The sequence below is a fragment of the Rhizobium sp. P40RR-XXII genome (genome assembly GCF_012641405.1).
Classification (GTDB): Bacteria; Pseudomonadota; Alphaproteobacteria; order Rhizobiales; family Rhizobiaceae; genus Rhizobium.
This window is the reverse complement of record NZ_JABAII010000003.1, coordinates 282255-305658: the sequence shown is the minus strand read 5'-3', so window position 1 is coordinate 305658 and position 23404 is coordinate 282255. Positions and strand designations below refer to the sequence as shown.

General features: G+C 60.2%; 17 protein-coding genes. 11 read left to right on the top strand and 6 right to left on the bottom strand.

Annotated elements, in window-relative coordinates:
- Nucleotides 1-108: 108 nt before the first annotated feature.
- The 4 genes from HGP16_RS07780 to HGP16_RS07765 all read left to right on the top strand — a co-directional run bounded on the left by HGP16_RS07780 (nt 109) and on the right by HGP16_RS07765 (nt 4449).
- Nucleotides 109-789, top strand: coding sequence for a sugar transferase (locus HGP16_RS07780; protein WP_168839435.1), 681 nt, complete (start codon nt 109-111; stop codon nt 787-789).
- Between the two features lie 85 nt (nt 790-874).
- Nucleotides 875-2149 carry a polysaccharide biosynthesis/export family protein gene (locus HGP16_RS07775; protein ID WP_168839434.1) on the top strand — a complete coding sequence of 425 codons (1275 nt, stop codon included), beginning with the start codon at nt 875-877 and terminating at the stop codon, nt 2147-2149.
- 9 nt (nt 2150-2158) lie between these two features.
- Nucleotides 2159-3448 (top strand): O-antigen ligase family protein, encoded by a 1290-nt coding sequence (locus HGP16_RS07770; protein WP_168839433.1) that lies wholly within the window; start codon nt 2159-2161, stop codon nt 3446-3448.
- Nucleotides 3445-4449 (top strand): acyltransferase family protein, encoded by a 1005-nt coding sequence (locus tag HGP16_RS07765; RefSeq protein WP_168839432.1) that lies wholly within the window; start codon nt 3445-3447, stop codon nt 4447-4449. Before HGP16_RS07770 ends, HGP16_RS07765 begins: the two co-directional genes overlap by 4 nt.
- 145 nt (nt 4450-4594) lie before the next feature.
- On the opposite strand, the gene HGP16_RS07760 is transcribed toward HGP16_RS07765, so the two are convergent.
- From HGP16_RS07760 to HGP16_RS07745, 4 genes are all read right to left on the bottom strand, one after another.
- Nucleotides 4595-5566, bottom strand: a complete 972-nt coding sequence (locus HGP16_RS07760; RefSeq protein ID WP_168839431.1) for an ABC transporter permease — start codon at nt 5564-5566, stop codon at nt 4595-4597.
- A 34-nt stretch (nt 5567-5600) separates the two neighbouring features.
- Nucleotides 5601-7151: a sugar ABC transporter ATP-binding protein gene (locus tag HGP16_RS07755; RefSeq protein WP_168839430.1), complete on the bottom strand. Its 1551-nt coding sequence runs from the start codon at nt 7149-7151 to the stop codon at nt 5601-5603.
- 86 nt (nt 7152-7237) lie between these two features.
- The gene (locus HGP16_RS07750) at nt 7238-8227 is read right to left on the bottom strand and encodes an ABC transporter substrate-binding protein (RefSeq protein WP_168839429.1); all 990 of its coding nucleotides are present in this window, start codon (nt 8225-8227) and stop codon (nt 7238-7240) included.
- A 172-nt stretch (nt 8228-8399) separates the two neighbouring features.
- Nucleotides 8400-9419, bottom strand: coding sequence for an aldo/keto reductase (locus HGP16_RS07745; RefSeq protein WP_168839428.1), 1020 nt, complete (start codon nt 9417-9419; stop codon nt 8400-8402).
- 247 nt (nt 9420-9666) lie between these two features.
- Here HGP16_RS07745 and HGP16_RS07740 point away from each other — a divergent pair, with 247 nt between their 5' ends.
- Nucleotides 9667-10578 (top strand): GntR family transcriptional regulator, encoded by a 912-nt coding sequence (locus tag HGP16_RS07740; protein ID WP_168839427.1) that lies wholly within the window; start codon nt 9667-9669, stop codon nt 10576-10578.
- Nucleotides 10579-10599: 21 nt separating this feature from the next.
- Here the strand turns inward: HGP16_RS07740 and HGP16_RS07735 are convergent, their stop codons facing one another.
- Both HGP16_RS07735 and HGP16_RS07730 read right to left on the bottom strand, forming a co-directional pair.
- Complete coding sequence (locus HGP16_RS07735; protein ID WP_168839426.1) at nt 10600-12843, bottom strand: glycoside hydrolase family 2 protein; 2244 nt, start codon at nt 12841-12843, stop codon at nt 10600-10602.
- Nucleotides 12844-13054: 211 nt separating this feature from the next.
- Nucleotides 13055-13924: an AraC family transcriptional regulator gene (locus HGP16_RS07730; RefSeq protein WP_205926391.1), complete on the bottom strand. Its 870-nt coding sequence runs from the start codon at nt 13922-13924 to the stop codon at nt 13055-13057.
- Nucleotides 13925-14169: 245 nt separating this feature from the next.
- Between HGP16_RS07730 and HGP16_RS07725 the strand changes: the two genes are divergently transcribed.
- The 6 genes from HGP16_RS07725 (at nt 14170) to HGP16_RS07700 (ending at nt 23234) form a co-directional block, all read left to right on the top strand.
- Nucleotides 14170-15636, top strand: coding sequence for an alpha-glucosidase/alpha-galactosidase (locus HGP16_RS07725; RefSeq protein WP_168839424.1), 1467 nt, complete (start codon nt 14170-14172; stop codon nt 15634-15636).
- Nucleotides 15637-15775: 139 nt separating this feature from the next.
- Nucleotides 15776-17863, top strand: a complete 2088-nt coding sequence (locus tag HGP16_RS07720) for an ABC transporter substrate-binding protein (protein WP_168839423.1) — start codon at nt 15776-15778, stop codon at nt 17861-17863.
- 159 nt (nt 17864-18022) lie between these two features.
- Nucleotides 18023-19033: an ABC transporter permease gene (locus tag HGP16_RS07715; protein WP_168839422.1), complete on the top strand. Its 1011-nt coding sequence runs from the start codon at nt 18023-18025 to the stop codon at nt 19031-19033.
- Nucleotides 19033-20160, top strand: coding sequence for an ABC transporter permease (locus HGP16_RS07710; RefSeq protein WP_168839421.1), 1128 nt, complete (start codon nt 19033-19035; stop codon nt 20158-20160). Before HGP16_RS07715 ends, HGP16_RS07710 begins: the two co-directional genes overlap by 1 nt.
- Nucleotides 20161-20174: 14 nt before the next feature.
- On the top strand, nt 20175-21845 hold the full coding sequence (locus HGP16_RS07705; protein WP_168839420.1) for an ABC transporter ATP-binding protein: 1671 nt from the start codon (nt 20175-20177) through the stop codon (nt 21843-21845).
- A gap of 18 nt (nt 21846-21863) precedes the next feature.
- On the top strand, nt 21864-23234 hold the full coding sequence (locus HGP16_RS07700; protein WP_168839419.1) for an alpha-glucosidase/alpha-galactosidase: 1371 nt from the start codon (nt 21864-21866) through the stop codon (nt 23232-23234).
- The last annotated feature ends 170 nt before the right edge of the window (nt 23235-23404 follow it).

Sequence of the window (23404 nt, the reverse complement as noted above, 5' to 3'; positions counted from 1 at the left end):
AAATTTGGCTTAAAAAGTCCAATTCCCAACCTACACTCCGTTCGTCCCGGCACTAATTACGCGTCCGAGAATTTCCGACCAATCGTCAACATGAATGGAGTTTTCTCTATGAAGTCTGCGACGAGATCGGCCACATCGGCTTTTTTCAGCGCCGCGGGAAGCGACGTCTTTCCGCCAACTGGTGGAGTACTGAAACGCATTTTCGACGTCTCCGCCGCAATGACCGCTCTAGTTCTCATCAGCCCGCTCTTCCTGATGCTGATGCTGCTGGTGAAACTTACAGATCAGGGGCCTGCCTTCTACGGCCATCGCCGCATCGGCCATAATGGCAAGAGCTTCCGCTGCCTGAAGTTCCGCACCATGGTCGTCAACGGCGACAAGGTTCTGCAGGCCCATCTGCAAGCCAATCCGAAGGCGATGGAAGAGTGGCGTGCAACGCGCAAGCTGCAGGACGACCCGCGCGTCACCGTCGTCGGCGCAGTGCTGCGCAAGCTCAGCCTCGACGAACTGCCGCAGTTGATCAACATCATCCGCGGCGAAATGAGCATCGTCGGCCCGCGGCCGGTCGTGGAGGACGAGCTCGAGCTCTATGAGACCGCCGCGATCTATTATCTGCAGTCCCGCCCCGGCCTGACCGGTCTATGGCAGGTCAGCGGCCGCAACGACGTCTCCTATGCCAGCCGTGTCGCCTTCGACACGCATTATGTGAAGAACTGGTCGCTCAGCAGCGACATGATGATCATCGCCAAAACCATTCCTGCGGTCTGCCTCTCGCGCGGCAGCTATTGATGATGACCGGCAGATACCGCGGGGCGTTTCCTGCGGTTTTTCCCGCGCTCGGCGGGCTGCCAACCACTAACAGGGAAGATCCTGCATGATTGAATTTCGGCCTTTCAAGAGGCTTGTTCGCGTGAATACATCTCTTCGATGCGCAGCTTTCGTCGCGCTCAGCCTTTGCGCAGCGTCAGTTTCGGCTTCAGCCGACAATCTCCCCGGATATCATCTGGGCGTCATGGACAAGCTGCATGTGCGCGTTGCCGAATGGCAGACCGCAGAAGGCGCCGTTCGCGACTGGTCCTCGATTTCAGGCGACTACACAGTTGGCCCCTCGGGTTCGATCTCCGTTCCTTTCATCGGCGACATGCCTGCGATGGGCAAGACCACGGATCAGATCGCCGAAGCCATCGGCCTCGGATTGCAGAAGCAGTTCGGCCTGCGTGATCGCCCCTCGGCCTCCGTCGAACTCTCCCAGTTCCGCCCGATCTATCTTTCAGGCGAGGTGCAGAATCCTGGCGAATATCCCTTTGCGCCCAATCTCACCGTACTCAAGGCCGTCAGCCTTGGCGGCGGCATGCGTCGCGCCGATGCCGGGCAGCGTTTCGCACGGGATTTCATCAATGCAAAGGGCGACGCCGTCGTCTACATGGCCGAGCGCGGCCGCCTTCTGATGCGCAAGGCGCGCCTGCTGGCCGAATTGGCTGGCAAGGACGAAATCGAGGTTCCTCCGGAACTCAAGCAAACGCCGCAAGCGGAAAGTGTGCTTGCAAGCGAGCGGGCGCTGATGCAGACCCGCAGCGAGCGCATGAGGAACCAGCTGCAGACCCTGGAAGATCTGAAAACCCTTCTGCAGAACGAGGTCGAAGCGCTTTCGAAAAAGAACGATACGCAGAGCCGTCAGCTGGAATTGGCAAAGGCCGACCGCGACAAGGTCGAAAGCCTGGCCGAACGGGGGCTTGAACTTGCCTCCCGCCGGATCTCCGCGGAACAGCGCGCATCCGATCTGGAGGCCACCCTTCTCGATACGGAAACGGCGTCGCTGAAAGCCAAGCAGGACATCAACAAGGCCACCCAGGACGAGAATACGGTGCATAACGACTGGCAGAGCTCGCTGGCGAAAGATATGCAGGATACCGATACACAGCTGGAAACCCTGCAGCTGAAGCTCTCGACCAGCCAGTCGCTGATGCAGGAAGCGCTTGCCCAATCCTCGGATGCAAGCAACCTCGATCCCAGCGGCCAGAGTGTGAGCATCACCTACACGATCATTCGCGACGAGAACGGGCAGTCGAAGGAAATCCAGGCCCAGGAAAATACGCAGGTATTGCCCGGTGACCTCATCAAGGTCAGCACCGGTCTTGCCATGCGATAAGGGAAATCGATGCGGATAGCCAAATCGATCTTCGTCCGTCCAGGCAGCAACGTCACCTATGGCACGGTGGCGATTGCTCTGTCCTTCTTCGTCTTCGCCTACTCCTCGCGTTTCGGCCAGCCTTCGATCCTGCTCTATTACCTGCTCTGGTTCCCGCTGGTCATGATCGACTATCGCAACGTGCTCGGCAGCTACCAGAGGCAGCTCTGGCTTTTCGCCTTCGGCATCTTCACCTGCCTGTCGATCTTCTGGTCGGTCGTGCCCTCCGTGACGGCGCGCGCGGCGATCCAGTATATGACGCATATCTTCTGCGCCCTGGTCGCCATGCGCACGCTCGATATCCGCACGCTGGCGCGCGGCGCGATCGCCGGCACCGGCATCGTGCTCATCTATTCGATCCTGTTCGGCTATTACGCTTATGATCCGATCGACGGAACCTACAGCTTCGTCGGCGCCTTCGACTCCAAGAACCAGCTCGGCTTTTATGCCTCGATCGGCATCTATTTCGCCTTTACCGCCGTCTTCGTTCTTGGCGAACGGCGAATCTGGCTGCTGGGCGCGGGAATTGCCGGCCTACTATCCGCCTATTGCCTGCTTGCCTCGCAATCGGCGACTTCGGTGCTGACGACCGGGCTGGTCGTGGCCTTGTGCATGAGCCTGCGCGCCATCCTGTTCCTGTCGCCCAAGCAACGCAAAAGGCTGTTTGTGACCGTGGCCATCTCCGGCGTCGTCCTCGCAGTCGCCGGCGTCTATCTCGGCGCGGTCGACCTTGTACTCGGCGCCTTCGGCAAGGATTCCACGCTCACAGGACGCACCTATCTTTGGCAGCAGGGCATCGCCGCCGCACAGCAGAACCTCTTCTTCGGGGTGGGCTATCAGGCCTATTGGGTCCAGGGCTTCTCCGAGCCCGAGCGGCTTTGGGATGAGTTTTTCATCGCCTCACGCGCAGGCTTCCATTTCCACAATACCTATATCGAAACCGCGGTGGAAACTGGGCTCATCGGCGTGTTCCTGCTCGCCTCGATCCTGCTGACCGCCTTCATCGGCCATATCAGCCGCTTCCTCAGCGATATCAGAAACGATGAATCCTACATCCTCCTGGGTGTCGCTACCCTGTTGCTGATCCGCTCTTTCGTGGAGATCGATATTCTCAATCCGTACCATGTCGGCTCCTTCCTGTTCTATTTCACGGCAGGGAAGCTCTCCATGCGAGCGCGTGTAAACGCACCACTGCCTGCCAGTGATGACCCGATGCAGTTCGCGACGCCTGTAAACTGGGAGCCGCGCACGGGCCCATGAAGACACTCTACGGTATCCAGTATCTCCGTGCCTTTGCCGCGCTCGCCGTGGTGTTCTTTCACGCCGCCGAGCGCAGCGGCGGCCATTTTCGCATCGGAGCCGCCGGCGTCGACGTCTTCTTCGTCATCAGCGGCTTCATCATGTGGACCATGAGCGAACGCCGTCCGGTCACGCCACTGCGCTTCGTGCTGGATCGCCTGCAGCGCATCGCGCCGTCCTACTGGATCGTCACGGCCATCATGATCGGCGGGGCAGCCGTCGGCCTGTTTCCGAACCTGAAGCTGACGGCAAGCCATATTCTCGGCTCGCTGCTGTTCATTCCGGTCCGCTCGCCAAACGATAGCAACGAGATCTGGCCGGTCCTGGTTCAGGGATGGACCTTGAACTTCGAGATGTTCTTTTATGTCATCTTCGCGGCCTGCCTGTTCCTGCCGCGGCGCCTGCGTCTCGGCAGCCTGATCGGCGTCTTTCTCGCCTTCGTCATCGTCGGCGCGGTCATCCACCCGCAATCACCGTTGCTCGTTACCTATACGAGGCCGATCATTCTCGAATTCGTAGCCGGTGCGGTTCTCGGACAGCTCTGGCTGAAGGGAAATATCCCCGGATTCCGCCTCGGCCTTGCGCTCATGGTCGCCGCGATTGGCGGTTTTGCAGCCATTGAAATTCTCAGCCTCGAATTCAACGAGATAACCTGCGGTCCGCTTGCCGTGGCGCTGGTACTTGGCATGGTTTCGGTCGAGCGCGGCGGCAGGCTGCCGCAGATTGCGCCGCTCACCTATCTCGGCAACGGCTCCTACTCCATCTATCTGTGGCATACGCTGGCAATCTCTGTCGTGGTAAAGCTCGCGACATCGACACCGATCCCTTCCGATGTGGTCGCTTTCGTGGGCGCTATTGCGGGCACCGTGCTCGGCATATGTGCCTACGAGCTGGTCGAAAAGCCCCTGCGCAATCTGTTGAGGAACTTCAGCTGGCGAAGGGTCCGCCCCTCGCCAGCCTGATAGCGGCCTAGATGTGATGCTGAAAAGTGTAGGCGGTTTTCGGACGACATCACGCTCTCCTTCTTTGATTCTAGAGCGGATTCAGATTTTAGGTCGAACAGACCTAAAATCATCCGGCTCTAGCCTCCGGACCGGCGGCAACAAATTAAAGTCGCCGGCGGCGTAACTGATCGAAATAGACGATAACGATGATCAGGGCACCGGTGATGATGCGCTGCCAGAAGGAATTCAGGTTCAGGAGGTTGGCGCCGTTGTTGATGGTCGCCAGGATGAAGGCGCCGATCAGCGGGCCATAGACGGAGCCGACCGCGCCGAACAGGCTGGTTCCGCCGATGACCGACGAAGCGATCGCCTGCAGTTCCCAGCCATCGGCCTGGGTGGCATTGCCGATCGCGATGCGCGAGGCAAGCAGAACGCCGACGAAGGCGGCGCAGGTACCCGACAGGATATAGGCGAGGTAGATCATGCCGTTGACGTTGACACCGGAAAGCCGGGCTGCTTCGCGATTGGAGCCGACGGCGAAAAGGTAGCGGCCCCAGCGGCTCAGATGCAGGAAAATCACGGCTGGAATCGCCACCAGGATCACCATCCAGAATAGACTGGGAATCCCCAGGAAGTCCGAAACGGCGAAATTGGTGAAATCGTCATTGACGATATTGATGGTCGCACCGTTGGTAATGAGCAGGCCGATGCCGCGCAGCGACGTCAGTGTCGCCAGCGTGATGATGAATGGCGGCAAGCCCATCCGCACGATACCGAAGCCGTGGAATGCCCCGATCAGGACCCCGAACAGCAGGGTAATGAGGATGGCGGCCCAGACCGGAAACCCGGCCTGCAGCAGCCAGGCGATGATGACGGTGCAAAAGCCGACGATCGCGCCGACGGATAGGTCGATGCCCGCAGTGATAATGACGAAGGTCTGCCCCAGGGCAAGAATGGCCGTCATCGACCCCTGACGCGCCAGGTTGGTGATGTTGAGCGGCGTCCAGAACTTGTCTGTCCAGAAGCCCAGGAGAACCCAGAGCGCCAGCAGGAGCAGGATCAGCGTCAGGCTGAAGAGGATGTTCATCTTGCGCCGCGGCGCAACCGTGGGGCCTTCTGTCGTATTCGCGGCCATTTTGTTGTTCTCCCTCTTTCGACTTGCTTGTTGTTCAGACGCCGATCGCCTCGCCGAGGACTTCCTCATGCGTTGCCGCATGGAAATCATGGCTGGCGACCAGCTGGCCGTGGCGGAAGACGTGCAGGCGATCGGCGAGCTCGTAGACCTCCGGCAGATAGGATGAGATGACGATGATACCCGCGCCATCGCGAAGCAGCTTGGCGAACAGCCGGTAGATCTCCGCCTTGGTCCCGACATCGACGCCGACCGTGGGCTCGTCGAAGATAAACAGCTTGGCGCCGTAGCTTAGCCATTTGCCGATGACGACCTTCTGCTGGTTGCCGCCCGACATGGCGGAGACCAGAACCCGCCTGCTCGGTGTCTTGATGCTGAGATCGCGGATCTGCTTGTCGGCGTTCGCAGCTTCGCTCTTGTTGTTGATGATCGGCCCGTGGCTCAACCGCCTAAACACCGGCAGATTGATATTGAGGCCAATCGGCAGGTTGAGGCAGAGCCCCTGATCGCGGCGGCTTTCCGGCGCAAGAGCGATACCGAGTTCCATTGCGTCGCGTTCGCTGCGGATATTGACTTTGCGCCCCTGCCAATGGATTTCCCCCGCCGAGACGGGCTGGCGGCCATAGAGCCCGAGGGCAAACTCGCTGCGCCCGGCACCGATCAGCCCGTAGAGCCCGACGATCTCGCCGGCGCGGACAGTCAGCGAGACATCCTCGAAACCCGGACCGGAAAGACCCCGCGTTTCCAGGATGGTTTCGCCGATCGGGATGTCTTCCTTGTGGTAGATCTGCTCGATGGAACGATTGATCATCAGCTTGATCAATTCGTCGTCGTTGGTTTCGGCAATCGTGCGGGTGCCGACATGCGTGCCGTCGCGCAGGACGGAAACGCGATCGGCCAGCTCGAACACCTCTTCCATGCGATGGCTGATATAGACGATCGTCACGCCCTCGCCCTGCAAGCGGCGGATCAGCTTGAACAATTGCGCCGATTCCTGGCGGGTGAGATAGGCGGTCGGCTCGTCGAAAATCAGGAACTGCGTGCCGCGCATCGCAGCCCTTGCGGTCGCGACCAGCTGCTGCTGGCCGATCGTGAGCGAGCTCAAGAGTTCGCCGGCCGGCAATCCGAAGCCGAGATCGTCGAGCACGGTCTGCGCCATGGCCACCATCTGCTTCTTGCGCATGAGGCCGAAGCGATTGACTTCATCGCCCAGGAACAGATTGGCCGCGACCGTCAAGTGCGGGCAAAGCACCACTTCCTGATGCACGGCATTGATGCCGCGGGCGATCGCCTCATTGGGCGTTGCGAGCGCGACGGGATGGCCGCACCAGAAGATTTCGCCAGACGTTCTCGTGATCACTCCGGTCAGGAGCTTGATGAGCGTCGATTTGCCGGCACCGTTTTCGCCGACGATGGCATGAATTTCGCCGGCCAGAAACGTGACGGTCGCGGGCTTCAGCGCCTCGACGAAGCCGTAGCGTTTCTGCAGCCCTTTAAGTTCAAGGATGGGCGAGCCGGCCGGAATGCGGTTTGCTTCCGTTTTGACGGTGTCATCGTGCCGATGGCTGATTTCTTCAAGGCTCGTCATAACGTCTCCTCCCTCTCGCATCGCGGCCGCCTCCGCGCGGCCAGACGAAAAGGCCGCGCCCGATCCCTCGGGCGCGGCCTCAAAGCTTACTTGACCTTCGGGTTCAACAGGGCGTCGATCTTCGGATCGCTCATGTTCGCCTTGGTGACGAGGTTGGCGCCGGTATCGACATTGGCCGCGACCTTTTCCTTCTTGGAAGCGGCGAGCGCCGTCTTGATGCCGTCATAGCCCATACGATAGGGGTCCTGCACCACGAGACCGGCAAGAACGCCTGACTTCAGGAAGCCGACGGTCTTGTCGTCATTGTCGAAGCCGATGACCTTGATCTTGTCGCCGAGCTTGTTTTCGGCGATCGCCTGGCCCACACCCTGTGCCATGATCAGGTTGGAGGCGAAGACGCCGACGAGCTTCGGATTGGCGGTGATCAAGTCGGTCATGATGTTGAGGCCGGTGGTTGCCTGACCATCGGCATACTTGTCGGCAACGACCTTGAGGCCAGGATACTTGCTCTTGACCTCTTCCAGGAAGCCCTGACGACGCTGATCGAGAGAGCCGACGCCGGGCAAGCTGGTGATGATGGCGATCTCACCCTCTTCCTTGCCGGTCATGCCCTTGATTGCGGCGGCAAGGCCATCAGCGGCGATGCGGCCGCCCTGGACGTTGTCGGTGGTCAGGAACGAGACGAAGGACTTGGAATCGGCGCCGGAGTCGATGCCGACGACCGGCACGGACTTGGCGGCTTCATCCACGGGCTTGCCGAGCGCCTTGAACTCGGTCGGCGAGATAACCACGGCGGCCGGCTTGCCGGCCACTGCGTTTTCGAGAATGCTGATCTGACCGTTAATGTCGGATTCCGATTGAGCGCCCAGCTCCGGCACCTTCACGCCGAGATCCTTGCCTGCCTGGCGAGCGCCGGCAAGAACGATCTGCCAGTAGAAGGATGTCGTATCCTTGACGATGATCGGGATGGTCACGTCGGCCGCGAAGGACTGCATGGGCATCGCCATGGCGATGACGGCAGCACCGGCAAGTCCGGCAAAGCTGCGGCGGGACAAAAGTGACTTGGCAATTTTCATCTGCTTCTCCTCTCAACGCGCTCTCTTTCCTGCACACCTGCCGCTGAACGCTTACGGCTGGTATCGCGACGCCTTGGGCGTCACGCATCGCGCGGCGGAAAAGCCACCAACGCCAAAACAGGCTTTCCTCCTGCTCGAGCCCTCTCCCGACGGCTCGATAGCTCCCAATCTGCTAGACCCGGACCGCCTCGTCTCCCAACGGAGGCGCAACCACTGTCAATCCTTCGAACTCCGCATAAAGGCTGTCGGGAAGCCTTGGCTCCACGAGCTGCATGTTGCGGACAAGACTTTCCGGCTTTGCCGTCCCGATCAGCACCGAGGCCACGCAAGGACTGCGCAGCGGGAACTGAAGCGCCGGCTGGGCAAGCGGTACACCGTGCTTGCGGGCGATCTCTTCCATCGCCCCAACCTTGGCAAGGATGTCCGGCGTTGCCGGCAGATAGTCGAAATGCGCGCCGGGCACGGGGCCGGTCGCCAGAATGCCGGAATTGAAGACACCACCGACGACCAGCGATGTCCCTTTCTTCTCGCAAAGCGGCAACAGCTCGGCAACGGCCGAGCGGTCTAGCAGTGTATAACGGCCGGCCAGCAGAATGCAGTCGATATCGGCCGCATGCATCACGTCCAGGCAGACCGGCACCTCGTTGACCCCAAGACCATAGGCCTTGATCGCGCCGGACGATTTCAACTCCTCCAGAGCCCTCAACCCGGATCCGAGGAACTGCCCTAGGTAGCGCTCGTTGAGAGCCTTGCCATGGGTATAGCCGCCGATGTCGTGGACGTAGAGAATATCGATGCGGTTGAGCCCAAGGCGAGCATAGCTGAACTCGACTGAGCGCATGATGCCGTCATAGGAATAATCATAGTCGGCATCGAAGGGCAGCGGGTCGACATAGCCGTAATTCGGCACCTTGTCGCTCGGCACCGGTCGCATGAGGCGACCGACCTTGGTCGACAGCACGTAACTGTCTGCAGGCTGGTCGCGCAGGAAATCACCGACATGGCGCTCGCCAAGGCCGAAGCCATACCAGGGTGCCGCGTCGAAATAGCGGATGCCGCTATCCCAGGCTGCCTGCAAGGTCTTCATCGCCTGATCGCGAGGGCAGGCACGATAGAGGCCACCCAGCGCCGCCGCGCCAAAGCTGATCTCCGTGACCTCAAGGCCCGTCCTGCCGATTGTTCTTGTCTTCATCACCTCTCCCTTGTGATGACGGTCATTTCAATTTCGGTGGCGTTAACGGAAGCTCTCGACATCCATCGCCATTGATTTTGTTTTTTATCTACAATAAACATTTTGGTGTCAACGAGGAAATCATGGGGGACCGTCACGGGAGACGGCGGAAACAGTGGTTTCGACATAACTCCTGCAATTGACTGCCATCGGGACATGGTCCAGACAGCGCCGCCGGCAAAGAGCGGCGACGATACGCGAGGGGGAAATGGCAAGGCAAAACACGCTGTTCAAGGAGGCCTACAATCGCTATGCGGCCCGCCTGAAGCTAGATACCGAGCTGCCGAGCGAGCCTGAAATCGCAGCCGAACTCGGCGTTAGTCGCAGCACGGCGCGGGCGATCCTGATGCGTCTCAGCGACGCCGGCATCATTCTCTGGAACAAGCGGCAGAAGACGGTGCTGCGCCTGCCGACGGAGGACGATTTCTTCCCCAAGGAAGAAACCGATTCACTGCACGATATCATCGAGCGCAGCTTCATGGTGCGCATCATGTCCGACGAAGCCCAACCGGGCATGCAGATCAACGAGCTGGAACTGGCGCGCGAAATCGGCACCGGCACCTCCGTCGTTCGTGAATTTCTTATCCGTTTCAGCCGTTTCGGCCTGATCGAGAAGCGGCCGAACAGCCATTGGATTCTCAAAGGCTTCACCAGCGAATTCGCGCTCGAACTTGCTGACGTGCGGGAAATGTTCGAGCTGCATTCCGCAGCCGAGTTCGGCCGCCTGCCTGCCAATCATCGCGCCTGGGAGGATCTCAAGACGATCGAGCAGGAACACCGCGAGCTGCTCAAAGATTTCGACGCGCATTACCGCGACTTCTCGCGCCTCGACGAAAAATTTCACCTTCTCATCCATCGCGCCTCGAAGAACCGCTTCATCACCGAGTTCTACGACGTCATCGCCATCATTTTTCACTATCACTATCAGTGGAACAAGGCTTTCGCACGCGAGCGCAATGCCCGCGCCGTAGTAGAACATCTCGACTATATCGAAGCGCTGCAATCGCGCGACCAGCAAAGAATCGACGCCGCCTGCCGCCGGCATCTCGCCTCGGCACGACAGACGCTGCTGCAGTCGATCCCGCAAATCCCGGGAGAAATTGCCGGCTCCGCCGCCTGACGACGGGAGCCGGCCGTTCGCTTATTTCACGGTGAAGCTCAGGCTTTGGCTGGCAAAGCGCGGTGAGGCAACATCAAGCTTGATGGTGCCTGCCCTGCCCGTCGCCTGCAGCCAAAAGCCCGTGGTCCCGCCCTGGAATACCACCGTTTCCGGCCCGATAACCTTCGCCGGACCGTCGACCTTGATCGTGACGGCCTCATTGAGGAAGGGCAAACGCGAGCCGGCCTGATCGAGCGCACGCACGATGACGCGCACCGTATCGCGCTCGCCTGCGCGCAAGGTATCGGCGTCGGCTTCGACCTGAAGCGACGTCGGCAGCGGATTGGCGACCATATGCTGCTCCGTCACCGGTTTGCCATCGATATAGCCGGTGAAATGCGCGTCCTCCCACTCCATCCCCCATACGCCGAGCTCGTCCGGCGTGAAGGAACGGTGATCGAAGACGACGGGAGGATGCGGCAGATGCGGGAAAGTCTCCCGGTCCGGGCCGAGGCGCTTGGTGAGCGAGCCGTAACGCAGTTCGATCTCATCGCAATTGGTGAGCACGATCAGCGGCAGGGCGCCGCCGATATTGCGTTCGCCGCGCGCCCAGATCGTCACTGGCTTCATGACGATCTCTTCGGCGGGCTCGCACTGGCTGGCATAGACATAAGCGGCGAATTTCGGCTCGCGGAACATGTCCATGACGCCATGGTAGCAGATCCGGTCACCCGAGCCGAAATCGCTATGCGTGTTATAGTCGAACATGCACCATCCGATGGCGCCCGATATCGACGGATCACCATAGGCGGCATTCAGGACCTCCAGATGCCGGCGCACATGTTCGGCCTGACGCTGCTCCTGATCGTAGATTTTCGTCGGATACATATGGCCGCCGAATTCGGTGATGAGATAGGGCACGTCCTTGGGAAGGCCGGTATTTTCCTGCTGCGGCCTGAGCGGCGTGCGCGGCCGGTTGGCACCCGGCAGCTCCTCGTTGCCGAGGATGAAATCATTCATCGTATAGACGTCTTCGAGCATCTCGCTTTCGGTAATGTAACGAACGCCGCCGGTCTGGCGCGTCGGATCGAGCTCGCGCGCAAGCCGGTTCGTCTCAACGTAGAAATCGTGAGAATCCTGGGATTCGTTGATGCGCACGCCCCAGATGACGATCGAGGGATGGTTCCAGTCACGCTCGATCATGCGGCGCACGTTGCGGATCGATTCCTGCTGCCATTCCTTATCGCCGATATGCTGCCAGCCGGGGATTTCCTCGAAAACCAAAAGCCCGATACGATCGCAATGCTCGAGGAGCCACTTCGACTGGGGATAATGCGAGGTGCGCACGATGTTGCATTTCAGCGTGCTCTTCATAATCTCCGCGTCACGCTCCTGGGCGGAACGACCCATGGCGTAACCGACATAGGGAAAGGCCTGATGCCGGTTGAGCCCACGCAGCTTCAGCTTCTTGCCGTTCAACAGGAAGCCTTCCGCGGTGAAGCTCGCGGTGCGAAAGCCGAACGTCGTGGCGTGACGGTCCGACCCGTAATCGCTCGTAAGCTCCACTTCCGCCGAATAGAGGACGGGATTGTCGAGCTCCCAAAGCGAAAGGCCGGAAAGGCCGGCGAAGTTGAGCTTCATGCTTTCACCTGACGTGTCGGCCTGACCCGAAGCGATCACCGCACTATCGGCGGACCGCAGCGTCACTTTCACGTTGCCCTTGAAAGCAAGATCTTGCGGATTGGAGATGTCGCAACGCACCGTCGCGGATTTGCGATCGGAAAGGACATCGGCGGTCTCGACCTTGATGTTGGCGACCGAGACGGGAGCGGCAACCTTCAACCAGACATCGCGATAGATGCCCGCATAGGTGAGATAATCGATCCGGCCGCCGAAAGGCGGGATCTCCAGGTTCTCGCTGCCGTCGATCTTGACCGTGATCAGGTTCTCGCCTTGGCGCAGGCGGCCGGTCAGGCGCGCCTCGAAGGGCGTATAGCCGTCCTTGTGGGCAATAATCTCCTCGCCGTTCAGATAGACGACGGCGTCGGCCATGGCCGCATCGAAGATCAGCGATATCTCGCGCCCGGCGAACGTCTCGTCCCAGTTCACGATCTTCTGATAAGTGAAGGCGCGCTGATAGGATTTCTCATCGAAATAGTTGAAGGGCAGTTCGACGGCCGTATGCGGCAACGTGACGCTCTGCCCTTCCTGCGGGCGGCCGACATCTGCGGGCGAAAATCCTTCATGAAACGTCCAGGATTCGTTGAAGGCGACAACAGAACGCATATTCAATCCTATCGATTAAGCCCGTCGCATCGGGGGACGAACAAATGTTGCTTGGAAATCAGGCGCGCGGCAAGGGAGGCGCAAGCGCCGCGGGGCGATATGTATACAGGCTCGCCACGGAGGCGCAATGCGACCGGTTGGCGGATTTCCATTTTCCTGAGTTCGACGTTCCCGGGCAGGCAAACGGCGGCGATCCCAGCCAGCGCGCGACCTATCTGCTTCGCCCGTTCTTCGCCTCCTCGACCGGGCTGCGCACTGCGGCATACATGCCTGTTGTGCGGAACTCCGTCGGATTGATGCCGTAGATGCGGCGAAACACCTTGGAGAAATAATTGGCATCATCGAAGCCCGTCATGATCGCCACCTCCTTGACGGGAATGAACGCAGCCTTCGTCAGCAGTTTCGCCGCACGCTGCATGCGTTGCTGCAGTACGAATTCCGCCGGCGGCAGGCCCTCGCTTTCGGCAAAGACCCGCGAGAAATGCGCGCGGCTGAGGCCACTCACCTGCGCAAGCTCGTCGACGGGAAGCGGCTTGTCGAGATTGGCATCGATATGGTCGATGACGATCTGCATGGCGGAGCGATCGGCGGCAAAGGCATGCGAACCGAAGACGTCATCATAGAGAGCCATAGCCGCCTCATAGGCGATGGCCGAAGCCGAGGCGGGTGTTTTGGCGCCCTTGACGAGCCTGAGGCTGCAATCGGCAAGATGATCGATGGTTGTCGGCTGCAGCTTCAAGACGGGGCCGGCCGCGGCCAGGATCAGGCGATGGATGCGCAACGCCTCCTCGCCATTCATGGAGATCCAGAAATACTCCCAGCGCTCCCCCTTCTCCAGCCAGTAGCGATGATTGTGCGGCACGAGCACCAGCAGCGTATCGCCTGAATTCACACGATAGTTGCGGCTTTCGTAGCGCAATCGGCCGGTGCCGCTAATCGTGTGCTGGAGCACGGTAAACGGCGTCTGGCCGCGCCGGCGCCCGTCCCAATCATAGGCTTCGTCGTGCCGGATTTCGTATCCGGCACTGGTCGGCATGGCATGCAGCCGGTGGCGTCCACGCGGCAATGAAACCGTCCGCATGGCCTGTGCGTTATCGATCAATTCCTGCAGCACAAAATTACCCTTGAAAGCATAATAGTTCTCTGTTCGGCTGGGTGATTATAGGCATAATCCCCGCCAGAAGACAGCGCTTGATCGCCGTTGAGGATCGGCGATTGGAGGGAAAACCACGATTTCGGCCTGTTTCGCAACCGTTGCGATCATAGGGCGAAAATGCCGTTGTCTCCCCTGCCGCTGCTCGTTCGATCGACTTGAAGGTGAGGATCATGAGTTTCAAAATCGCTATTATCGGCGCCGGCAGCGTCGGCTTCACGAAAAAGCTGTTTACCGACATTCTCTGTGTGCCGGAATTCCGCGACGTCGAATTCGCGCTGACTGACATGAGTGAGCACAATCTGACGATGATCAAGGCGATCCTCGATCGGATCGTCGAGGCCAACAAGCTGCCGACACGTGTCACCGCAACGACGGATCGCCGCAAGGCGCTGGAGGGCGCGCGTTATATCATCAGCTGCGTGCGTGTCGGCGGACTGGAGGCCTATGCCGAGGATATCCGCATCCCGCTGAAATACGGCATCGATCAGTGCGTCGGCGATACCATCTGCGCCGGCGGTATTCTCTATGGCCAACGCAACATTCCGGTCATTCTCGATTTCTGCAAGGATATCCGCGAGGTTGCCGAGAGCGGTGCCAAGTTCCTGAACTATGCCAACCCGATGGCGATGAACACCTGGGCGGCGATCGAATACGGCAAGGTCGATACGATCGGCCTGTGCCATGGCGTCCAGCACGGCGCTGAACAGATCGCCGAGGTGCTCGGTGCTAAGGACAAGCGCGAACTCGATTATATTTGCTCGGGCATCAACCACCAGACCTGGTTCGTCGACCTGCGTCTCAACGGCCGCAAGATCGGCAAGGACGAGCTGATCGCTGCCTTCGAGGCGCATCCGGTCTATTCGCAGCAGGAAAAGCTGCGCATCGACGTGCTCAAGCGTTTCGGCGTCTATTCGACCGAGAGCAATGGGCACCTGTCCGAATACCTGCCCTGGTATCGCAAGCGCCCGGGCGAGATCAACAAATGGATCGACATGTCGGACTGGATCCATGGCGAGACCGGCGGCTATCTGCGCCACTCCACCGAGACCCGCAACTGGTTCGAGACGGAATTCCCGCAGATCCTCGACAGCGCCTCGCAGCCGATTGATCCCGCGCGCCGCTCCAATGAGCATGCCAGCCATATTCTCGAAGCGCTGGAAACTAACCGCGTCTATCGCGGCCATTTCAACGTCAAGAACAATGGCGTCATCACCAATCTGCCAAGCGACGCGATCATCGAGTCGCCCGGCTTCGTCGATCGCTTCGGCATCAACATGGTGGCGGGTATCACGCTGCCGGAGGCGTGTGCCGCGACCTGCATTTCCTCCATCAACGTCCAGCGCATGTCGGTCCATGCCGCCATCAGCGGTGATATCGACCTCTTGAAGCTTGCCGTTCTGCACGACCCGCTGGTCGGTGCCATCGCCACACCGGAGGAGGTCTGGCAGATGGTCGACGAAATGGTCGTCGCCGAGGCACGCTGGCTGCCGCAATACGCGCATGCCGTTGATGGGGCGACGGAGCGCCTGTCGCGCGGAAAGGTCAAGACGCGCGATTGGAAGGGTGCCGCAAGCCGCAATGTCCGCTCGATCGAGGAATTGCGGGCGGAGAAAGCCGCGCTGAAGCAGGCCGGCTAACGAATATGCAGATCGGAAGATAGGCACCGCGGCGGGGATTTCAGGGGAGATTTTCCGCCGCATGTCGATCCTCTTCCGTTTTACTGGAGGAGCGCGACGCCTCGAACGGAACGGTCGCGATATTGGGAGAGAGAACAAGATGAGACATTTTCGACCGATCGGCCTTCTAGCCGCATTGACGATCGCCACATCGGCGATCGCCATCAGCGCCTACGCGGCCGAACCGACAGTACCGCCCGTTCCGCCAGTCTTTCCGGCGGAAGGAAAGATCAAATATGTCGAGCGCAACTCCATTCTGGAATTCAAGGCGCTGCCGGAATACCACGAGCCCGCCTGGATGACGGAGAAGTTCGTCAAGACCGGCAAGCTGCCACCCGTCAAGGATCGCCTGCCGAAGGAGCCGCTGGTCTTCAAGACCGGCAACATGCCCGACGGCATCGGCGTCTATGGCGATACGCTGCGCCATGTCATCGGCGGCCGGCCCGAAGGCTGGAACTATGGCGCCGGTCAGACCCAGGGCTGGGGCGGCATCGATATCGCCTTGTCCGAGTGCTTGACGCGCACCGCGCCGCTGTTCCAGGTCGAGGCGAAGGACACCGAACCGCTGCCGAACCTCGCTAAAGGCTGGGAATGGTCACCGGATGGTCATAAGCTCACCATGCATCTGATCGAAGGCGCGAAATGGTCCGACGGCGTTCCCTTCAATGCCGACGATATCATGTTTTATTGGGAAGACGAGGTTATCGACCCGAACGTCTCGCCGCTTGGCGGCGGCGCATCGCCGGAAGCTTTCGGCGAGGGAACGACGCTGAAGAAGATCGACGATTATACGATCGAGTGGACCTTCAAGGACGCCTTCCCGAAACAATATCTCTATACGATGGCCTATCCCAGTTTCTGCCCGGGTCCGTCGCATATCCTGAAGCCGCAGCATCCGAAATACTCCAAGAACACCTACGACCAGTTCAAGAACGCTTTCCCGCCGGAATATATGAACATACCGGTCATGGGCGGCTGGGTGCCGGTCGAATATCGTTCCGACGACATCATCGTCATGCGCCGCAACCCCTATTATTGGAAGGTTGACGAGAAGGGCAATCAGCTGCCTTATCTCAACGAGCTGCATTACAAGCTCTCGACCTGGGCGGACCGCGACGTGCAGGCGGTTGCCGGCTCCGGCGACCTGTCGAACCTCGAGCAGCCGGAAAACTTCGTCGCCTCGCTGAAACGCGCCGCACAGCCGGATGCACCGGCCCGTCTTGCCTTCGGTCCGCGGCTCATCGGCTATAACCTGCAGATGAACTTCTCCGCCAATGGCTGGGGCAACCCGGACGAGCGTGCCCAAGCGGTCCGTGACTTGAACCGCAACGAGGATTTCCGCAAGGCCGTGACCACGGCGCTCGATCGCAAGGCGCTCGGCGAATCGCTGGTCAAGGGACCGTTCACGGCGATCTATCCCGGCGGCCTGTCTTCCGGCAGCAGCTTCTACGATCGCAACTCCACCGTCTATTATCCTTTCGATCTCACTGCGGCGAAGGCCGAACTGGCAAAAGCCGGACTGAAGGACACCGACGGCAACGGCATCGTCAACTTCCCGGCCGGCGTCAATGGCGGCAAGGATGTCGAGAGCACCCTCCTGGTCAGCAGCGATTACACCACCGACAAGAGCCTTGCCGAGGGTGTCGTCAGCCAGATGGAAAAGCTCGGGCTGCGCGTCATCATCAATGCGCTGGTCGGCCCCAAACGCGACGATGCCAACTACAGCGGCCGCTTCGACTGGATGGTGCGACGCAACACCACGGAGCTTGCCTCAGTGGTGCAGAACACCGAGCAGCTGGCACCCGTCGGCCCGCGCACGAGCTGGAATCACCGCGCGCCGGAAAGCGGACAGCTGGATCTGATGCCCTTCGAAAAGGACATGGTCGATGTCGTCAACAAGTTCACCGCCTCGAAGGACAATGACGAGCGCGTGGCCCTGATGAAAAAGTTCCAGAAGCTTTCGACGGAGCATCTCTACAATATCGGCCTGACCGAATATCCGGGTGCGCTCATCATCAACAAGCGCTTCTCCAACGTTCCGCCGGGTACGCCGATCTTCCTGTTCAACTGGGCCGAAGATTCCATCATCCGCGAGCGGCTTTGGGTAGCGGCTGACAAGCAGGGCAAGTACGAGCTGTTCCCCCAGGAACTGCCCGGCGCCCCGGGCAGCGCCGGCCCGATCAAATAAGGTTCCAACCGACCCCATGGCAGCAGGCATGACGCCGGCTGCCATGGAAACTCGAAGCATTCCAGCGATCAGCCATCGCCGGGCAAACATGAACCGCTGGCGCATATCGTCCTCACCGGATCGAGATCGTCGACAGCATCAAGAGAAGCGAACCGTCCGATGTTACGATTCCTGCTCGTTCGCATAGCCTCCGCCATTCCCGTGCTCCTGATCCTGAGCGTGGTGACCTTCGCCATCATACAGGCGCCGCCGGGTGATTATGCCGATTACATCCGCTCGCAGCTGATAAACCAGGGCGGCGCATCCTTCGAACAGGCCGATGCGCAGGCGCAGGCCTACCGCAAGGAACATGGCCTCGATAAGCCGATGATCGTCCAATATTTCAACTGGATCGGCGGCATCGTCACCAAAGGCGATTTCGGCTACAGCATGGTCTACAACAAGCCGGTGGCCGATGTCGTCGGCGAACGCCTGCCGCGCACCCTGGCATTGGCGCTGGTATGCCACATCCTCGCATCCATTCTCGGCATCGGTTTCGGCATATGGGCCGCAACGCGGCAATATAGCTGGATCGATAATCTGCTTGCCGGCATCTCCTTCCTCGGCATGACCGTGCCGCGCTTTCTGATGGCGCTGATCATCGTCTATATCCTCGTCTTCCAGCTCAACGTCTCGGAGATCGGCAGTTTCTTCTCGCCGCAATATGGCGGAGCGCCATGGTCCTGGGCCAAATTCGCCGATCTCGTCAAGCATGTCTGGCCGGTCGTCGCGATCGCCACGTTCGGCGGCCTCGCCTACAATATGCGCATCATGCGCGGCAACCTGCTCGACACGCTGAATGCCCAATATGTGGAGACGGCGCGCGCCAAGGGCCTTTCCGGCGGCGCCGTCGTCATGCGCCATGCCGTGCCGAATGCGCTGCACCCCCTGATCATGTATCAGGGCGTCGTCCTGCCCTATATGCTGACCGGCGAAATCGAGACCGCGATCATCTTCACGCTGCCGACCGTCGGGCCGGCGATCGTCGGCTCGATGGCGGTCGGCGACGTCTACGTGACCGCAACCTTCATGATGGTGCTGTCGGCAACCCTCATCATTGGTAACATCATCGCTGACGTGTTGCTTGCCCTGCTCGATCCGCGTGTGCGTCAACAGGGAGGGATCCACTGATGCTAGCCTTCAGCAACTCCCCGCCGCCGCCGGAAGAAAAGATCAAGCAGAAGAGCGGCAACGAGAGCTACATCGCGCTGGTCTGGCGTCGCCTGAAGCGTTCCTGGACCGGCATGGGCGGCCTTACCCTCGTCGTTCTGCTGCTGCTGATGGCGATCTTCGCCGAATTCGTCGCACCGCTCGATCCGAAGGCGACCGACACCGGCTTCGCGCCGCCGCAGGTCATCAGCTTTCACGACAAGGACGGCAATTTCGTCTTGCAGCCGCGGGTCTATGCCCTCGCCGAGACGAGCGATCTCGATCCCGTAACCTTCCAGCCGATCGTCGGCCCGGATTACGATCACCCCCGTCTGCTTGGCCTCTTCGTCAAGGGCGACCCCTACCATCTCTTCGGCCTGATCCCCGGCGACCGGCATCTCTTCGGCGCCACCGACGGCGGTCCCGTCCATTTCCTCGGCACGGACAAGTTCGGCCGGGACGTGCTGTCGCGCGCCATCTACGGTTCACGCATCTCTTTGATGATCGCCTTGACGGTCGTTGCCATCGTCACCGTCGTCGGCACTGCGGTCGGCATGATATCGGGCTATTTCGGCGGCACGCTCGATGCCTGGATCCAGCGTTTTGTCGAAGTGGTATTGGCCTTCCCGCAATTGCCGCTCTACCTGGCGCTGACCTCGCTGATCCCCGTGACGGCACCGACCAACGTCTTCCTCGCCTTCGTCATCATCGTCATGTCGGCGCTCGGCTGGGCGCAGATGTCACGCGAGGTGCGCGGCAAAACGCTGGCCCTCGCACGGATCGATTACGTCCGCGCGGCCATGGCGGTCGGCGCGACCGACCGGCGCATCATCCTGCAGCATATTTTCCCGAACGTCATGAGCCACGTGATCGTGACGGTGACGCTCGCGATCCCGAGCGTGGTGCTGCTGGAATCCTTCCTCGGCTTCTTAGGCTTTGCCGTCAAGCCGCCGCTGATCTCCTGGGGGCTGATGCTGCAGGATACGTCGACCTATTCCGTCATCGGCTCCTATCCCTGGATCCTCACCCCCGTCGCCTTCGTTCTCGTCACCGTCTTCGCCTTCAACGCCCTTGGCGACGGTCTGCGCGACGCGATCGACCCCTATTGAGAAGAGACCCGGACATGGCTCTTGCACTCGTCAATTCCTTCGCCCCCGAGGTGCGGTTCGACGCCGCGAACAAGACAGCCTCGCCGGTAATCGATGCCCGCAATATTGCCGTCAAATTCAAGGTCGAGGACGGCATGGTCGATGCCGTCAAGGACATCACCTTCCAGCTTTATCGCGGCGAGACCATCGCCATCGTCGGCGAATCCGGCTCTGGAAAATCGGTAACGGCCCGCACCGTGATGGGCCTGCTGACCAAACGCGCCGTCGTCTCCGACAAGTCCGCCGTGCATTACGACGGCAAGAACGTGCTGAAATTCTCCGAGCGCGCGCGCCGGCAGCTGCGCGGCGACCGCATCTCGATGATCTTCCAGGAGCCGATGAGTTCACTCAATCCGATCTACACCATCGGCAGCCAGATCGTCGAAGCGATAAGGGTTCATCGCAAGGTCAGCCGCCGCGACGCCGAGAAGCGGGCGCTCGACCTCTTGAAACAGGTGCAGATTCCCGATCCGGAAGCGCGGCTGAAACAATACCCCCATCAGCTCTCCGGCGGCCAGCGCCAGCGCGTGATGATTGCCATGGCGCTTGCCAACGATCCGGACGTCCTGATCGCCGACGAACCGACGACGGCGCTCGACGTCACCGTGCAGGCGCAGATCCTCAACCTCATCCGCAATCTGCAGAAGCAGCTCGGCATGGCGGTGATCCTGATCACCCATGATCTGACGGTCGTGCGCCAGTTCTCCGACTATGTCTATGTGATGCAGAATGGCGAAATGCGCGAGCACAACACGACCGAAGCGCTCTTCGCAAATCCGCAGCATCCCTATACGCAGCATCTGCTGACCTCGGAGCCGCGTGGACAGGCAAAGCCGCTGCCGCCGAACTGCGACACGGTTCTCGAAGGCAAGTCCGTCAAGGTGGCGTTCATGCTGCGTCACGGCAGCTTCTTCAAGCCCGACATGCGCGAGCTCGTCGCCGTCGACAGCCTGAACCTTGAGCTGCGCCGCCACGAAACGCTCGGCCTGGTGGGTGAATCCGGCTCCGGCAAAACCACATTCGGCCAGGCGCTGCTGCGCCTGATCGATGCCGATAGCGGCGAGATTTTCTTCGACGGGCAGGCAATCCATGACCACTCGCGCGCCGAAATGCGGCCGTTGCGCTCGCGCATGCAGGTCGTCTTTCAGGACCCGTTCTCGTCGCTCAATCCGCGCATGACCATCGGCCAGATCATTTCCGAGGGGCTGGTGGTCAACAACCTCGGCGCCAACAAGGCTGAACGCCTGGAACGCGTCAAGGAGGCGCTCGTCAGTGCCGGCATGCCGGCCAACATTCTCTCGCGCTTTCCGCATGAATTTTCCGGCGGCCAGCGCCAGCGCATCGCGATTGCCCGCGCCATCGCACTCGAGCCGGAATTCATCCTTCTCGACGAGCCGACCTCCGCGCTCGATCTTTCCGTCCAGGCCCAGATCATCGACCTCCTGCGCAAGCTGCAGGACGAGAAAGGCCTGAGCTACCTATTCATTTCCCACGACCTCAAGGTCGTCCGCGCCCTTTGCCACCGCGTCATTGTCATGCAGCACGGCAAGATCATGGAGGAAGGGCCGGTCGAAGAGGTTCTCTCGCATCCCAAGACCGCTTACACCGAACGCCTTGTCAGAGCGGCGTTCGAGGTGGCTTCATAGCATTCAGGAGATTTTGAAATGACAGGCACTCCCAAGATCACATTCATCGGAGCCGGTTCGACCGTCTTCATGAAGAATATCATCGGCGACGTCTTGCAGCGTCCTGCCCTGGCAGGCGCCAGGATTGCGCTGATGGACATCAATCCGCAGCGGCTGGACGAAAGCGCCATCGTCGCCCGCAAGCTTGCTTCGACGCTGGGCGCACCCGCCACGGTCGAAATCTTTACCGACCAGCGCAAGGCGCTCGACGGCGCGCATTTTGTCGTCGTCGCCTTCCAGATCGGCGGCTACGAGCCCTGCACCGTCACCGATTTCGAAGTGCCGAAGAAGTATGGGCTACGCCAAACGATCGCCGACACGCTTGGCGTCGGCGGCATCATGCGCGGCCTGCGCACGGTTCCGCATCTCTGGAAGATCTGCGAGGACATGCTCGCTGTCTGCCCGGATGCGATCATGCTGCAATATGTGAACCCCATGGCCATCAACACATGGGCGATCGGCGACAAGTACCCCACGATCAAGCAGGTCGGTCTTTGCCATTCCGTACAGGGGACGGCGATGGAACTGGCGCATGATCTCGACATTCCCTATGAGGAGATCCGCTACCGCTCGGCTGGCATCAACCACATGGCCTTCTATCTCGAATTCGAGCATCGCCAGGCTGATGGTTCCTATCGCAACCTCTACCCCGATCTCGTGCGCGCCTATCACGAGGGACGTGCGCCGAAGCCCGGCTGGAACCCGCGCTGCCCGAACAAGGTGCGCTATGAGATGCTGACCCGGCTCGGCTATTTCGTCACTGAAAGCTCCGAACATTTCGCCGAATACACACCCTACTTCATCAAGGAAGGCCGAGAGGACCTGATTGAGAAGTTCGGCATTCCGCTCGACGAATATCCGAAGCGCTGCATCGAGCAGGTGGCGCGCTGGAAGAGCCAGGCCGAGGAATATCGCACGGCCGAGAAGATCGAGGTCAAGCAATCGAAGGAATACGCCTCCTCGATCATCAATTCGGTCTGGACCGGTGAACCCTCCGTCATCTACGGCAATGTCCGCAACAATGGCTGCATTACATCGCTGCCCTTTAATTGCGCGGCGGAAGTCGCCTGCCTCGTCGATGCCTCCGGCATCCAGCCGACCTATGTCGGCGACCTGCCGCCGCAGCTGACGGCCCTCATCCGCACGAACATCAACGTGCAGGAACTGACGGTCAAAGCCCTGATAACCGAAAATCGCGAACACATCTACCACGCCGCGATGATGGATCCGCACACGGCAGCCGAGCTCGATCTCGACCAGATCTGGGCGCTGGTCGATGAACTGCTCGTCGCTCATGGCGATTGGCTGCCGGAATGGGCGCGCGGCAATCGTAAGGTTCAGGCCGCCTGAAGCCTTCTCTCCCTGGCTTGCGGCCCAAAAGGCCTCGCGGCGCTGCCGCGGGGCCTTATGTCTTTGGCCGTGTTGGAGAAAGTGAAAATCCAAAACATGGGCGAATATCGTATCGATAACCGGTGGCAAAGCACATTCGCCTGGGTTAGAAAACACTCGCAGTTTGGAGG